Origin of the sequence: Rhizobium sp. BR 317 (genome assembly GCF_047445835.1) — a bacterium.
GTDB lineage: Bacteria > Pseudomonadota > Alphaproteobacteria > Rhizobiales > Rhizobiaceae > Rhizobium > Rhizobium paranaense.
The window spans coordinates 1-2,658 of record NZ_JARWLB010000081.1 but is presented as its reverse complement, the minus strand read 5'-3'; the positions used below and the strand labels follow the sequence as shown (position 1 = coordinate 2,658).

General features: G+C 53.9%; 2 protein-coding genes and 1 pseudogene. All 3 read right to left on the bottom strand.

Going from position 1 to position 2,658, the window contains the following annotated elements; all coding sequences use genetic code 11:
- Positions 1–1,402: NAD(P)-binding protein (locus QD357_RS31765; protein WP_414125965.1), on the bottom strand; the 1,402-nt coding region annotated here is incomplete at its 3' end.
- A gap of 102 nt (positions 1,403–1,504) precedes the next feature.
- A complete protein-coding gene (locus tag QD357_RS31760; protein WP_414125963.1) occupies positions 1,505–1,903 on the bottom strand; it encodes a nuclear transport factor 2 family protein in 399 nt (132 codons plus the stop codon).
- 120 nt (positions 1,904–2,023) lie between these two features.
- A pseudogene (locus tag QD357_RS31755) lies at positions 2,024–2,658 on the bottom strand (hypothetical protein); the annotation flags it as partial.

Genomic DNA, 2,658 nt, shown 5'->3' with positions numbered 1-2,658 from the left:
CGTCCGCAGTAAGGACGCTGTTAAGATACATGTTTGCATTTGGCATCGTCTGCAGTTGCCCAACACGGTAGTCCACCACGCGCCCCCAGGCACTCAAGCGAGGCATTTTACGCTCCCGCACAAGCCGTCCCCCCCACTCCGATCCTCCGTCTGCGATAGAAACCTGGTAACCGCGTTTTGCAAGTGTGTGACCTGCTTMGAGACCCGCGGGACCCCCACCTACAACAAGAATCGTCTTAGACGGGTMATCTGCGGGAGGAACATTTTCGGGATGCCAGCCCAACGTATGTTMTTCTCCTGCTGACGGGTTCTGCGTACAGCGAATACGGACGTATGTCATGACCTCCGCTGTGCAAGCGTTACATCCTATGCACTCACGAATATCATCGTGGCGACCTTCGTTTATCTTGTTTGGCAAGAAGGGATCGGCTATCGAAGGTCGTGCTGCCCCGATTAAATCCAGCACTCCTCGCTTAATCTGGCTTACCATCGCGTCAGGCGACGTAAATCGTCCGACGCCTACAACGGGTTTGTTCGTCACCTTCTTCACAAAGTCGATGAACGGTTCTTGCTGCCCTTCTTCGAAGAAGCGACTGCTTCCGCTATCCCATGGCCAGTCGCTTACATTGACGTCCCACAGGTMAGGGACGTCCGAAAGTGCTTCAACAACGCGCCGCCCGTCTTCAAGCGCGGTAATATTAGATGCCCGTCGTCGGTCTTCCACMGCAAATCGAACTGCAACTGCGCAGGTGTCACCAACCGCGTCCTTCACATCAGAAAGTGTTTCGCGAAGGAGTCGAACGCGATTTTCGAAGACGCCGCCGTATTCGTCGGTTCTCTTGTTTGTTTTCACATCAAGGAAGTCTTGCAGAAGGGACAAATTGTGAGCGCAGTAGACATATACGATGTCGAAACCGGCCGATTTGGCGCGGACTGCCGCATCGCGGTACCAGCGTCTGAATTGGGCAATATCTTGTTTGTCGATCGTGCGGGCTGTTATCGGGTTGTAATAGTAGTGAGGAAATTTCGCGGTGGGAGATAATGGATGCTCGCGATKAGAAGCGGCCGGTCCCGACGCACCCGCATGTGCGAGTTCCACCCCAGCCAACGCACCATGTTCTTTCACGGCTGCGGCAACGCGGGCTAGTTGAGGGACATGACTGTCACTGTAAAAACAGGKGTCCGGCAACGGGGCATGGTCAGAGGTTTGATGGATCATCGTTTCTTCCAAGCATACGACGCCCCACCCTCCTTCGGCTCGAGCTCTTCGATAGGCKATCATTCMATCGATGGAGGACATGCCCATGCTTAGAGCATGCGGGACAACGTAGAACCGGTTCTTGGTMCTGACGGGACCAATCTGAACGGGCTCAAAAAGGATGTCATAACGTGGATCTCGCATTAGAGACGCTCCAATTGGTGCTTTGATAGTCATGGGTATAGCCGTAGGCTACGCGGGAAGGCGCTATCGGCGGGTGGGTTAACAATTCCAAATGGGGAGAAGTTAAGCCTCAGAAACCGTCGGTGCTACCGTACGGGTCGAAATCTCGCGCGCCTTACAAAACGCATTTTTAACGGCKATTTTTCCCTCGCGGAAGCGAAGAATATCTAGCCCATCGATGGCAGAGCTATTGCCGTCGGCTGTTATGACTAAGGTCMATGTGACGATCGCAGTCGAGGTGCGCTCGTCGATCGATGTGGAAGTAACGTTGTATTGTGTGGAGGCGTTCAAAAAATCGTCACTCGGCGCAAGCGCTTGTCCAATTGCCGCGCGTCCACTGTGTTGGACGCCGAAAGGGTCCACGTATACGCTAGCGTCGGTGAAGAAATCGAGCGTCTTCGAGAAGTCTCGCGTATTAAACGTTTCCATAAAGGACTCAACTTGCGCGATAAGATTTTCCATTMACAATCCTCCAACAAGCACCTGCAATCCGAAAGGTTCGAGGGCTATCACCAAAAGAATGACCAACGAGTCAGTCTAACTAAGAACGCAGTATTAACTGCCAACGAAAATGAGAATGGCTCAGCTCACGCGATCGTTGAGCCATTCGATAATCTCACGGGCAATATCGTCCGAGTTATACTCAGACATTAACATGTGACCATTCCCGAAGATGCCCTTCTCCTCAAGCCGAATATGGTCGACGGCGTTTCCCCGACCCCGGATATATTCTACGGCTTGTGCATTTGCCTCACGCATCCAGCTTGCTTCACCTGATACAACCGCGATCGGCCGAATGAACGGATCATGTTCCCMGGAAAGGGGCGCGGCGTTGAGACCGTGCGAAAATTGGCCAAGGGGATGTTGGAAGCCAGGACAGCCCAGTGGCTCCACTGCAACAATAGCCTTCACCAATGGACCGCCAATCGCCGCCAATGCCCATCCGCACGGCGCACCAGCGGAGTGGCTGACCAAAACTGTGTCCCCGACCATGCTAAAAAGCCCCTGCGCGATAACTTCCACGTGCTCTTGGCTTGCGGCGAGACTTGTTGCCATTGGCCCCTGGCTCGCCATGAAGCGATCGGCAGGAAGCTCACCACCCGGCCACTGGGTGTGTTTTTCCGCCCCTGGCCAAAGTTGGCTTTTCGCTACTTCAAAAAAACGTGGACCCAGTTGCTCGTAACTTGGAGGTAGCGTCGCACTGCCAAGTACACGTC